General features: G+C 64.4%; 1 protein-coding gene. It reads left to right on the top strand.

From position 1 onward, the window contains the following. On the top strand, positions 1 to 924 hold a 924-nt coding region (locus PMI30_RS31855), incomplete at both ends, for a DUF5801 repeats-in-toxin domain-containing protein (protein WP_008014604.1).

The raw sequence follows: 924 nt of genomic DNA, 5'->3' as shown, positions 1-924 counted from the left end.
ACAGTGCCCAGGCGACCCTCAATATCGGCCAGAATCTGGTGTTTGAAGACGATGGACCGAGCATCAGCACCACCGGCACCGAGCCAATACTGACGGTAGACGAAACGGTACTGGCGACCGACGCCACCCAGAGCTTTACCGCCAACTTCAGCTCCGCGTTTGGCGCTGATGGTGCAGGCACACAGACCTATGCGCTGGGTGTGGTCGCGGGCGGCTCCGGACTGACCGATACGGCCACCGGCGAAGCGGTCAACCTGTCGCTCAACGGCACCGTGGTGGAAGGCCGCACAGCCACCACCAACCTGCTGGTGTTCACGGTCAGCGTGGCCGCCAATGGTGACGTCACCCTCGATCAACTGCGCGCCGTGGTGCATCCCGACGCGACCAATCCCGATGATGCGACGAGCCTGAGCTCGGACGATCTGGTCACCCTGACGGCCACCATCACCGACAAGGACGGTGACAGTGCCCAGGCGACCCTCAACATCGGCCAGAACCTGGTGTTCGAGGACGATGGGCCAAGCATCAGCACCACCACCGGCACCGAGCCAATACTGACGGTCGACGAAACGGTCCTGGCGACCGATGCCACCCAGAGCTTTACCGCCAACTTCAACTCGGCGTTTGGCGCTGATGGCGCGGGCACGTTGACCTATGCCTTGGGCATGACGGCCGGGGCTTCGGGGTTGACCGACACGGCCACCGGCGAAGCGGTGAACCTGTCGCTCAACGGCACCGTGGTCGAAGGCCGCACGGCCACCACCAACCTGCTGGTGTTCACAGTCAGCGTCGCCGCCAATGGTGACGTCACCCTCGACCAGCTGCGCGCCGTGGTGCATCCCGACGCGACCAACCCCGATGACGCGACGAGCCTGAGCTCGGACGATCTGGTGACGCTGACCGCCACCATCACCGACAAGGACG

Origin of the sequence: Pseudomonas sp. GM50, assembly GCF_000282375.1 — a bacterium.
In the GTDB taxonomy this organism is placed as follows: domain Bacteria; phylum Pseudomonadota; class Gammaproteobacteria; order Pseudomonadales; family Pseudomonadaceae; genus Aquipseudomonas.
This window is presented reverse-complemented; position numbering and strand designations above follow the sequence as displayed.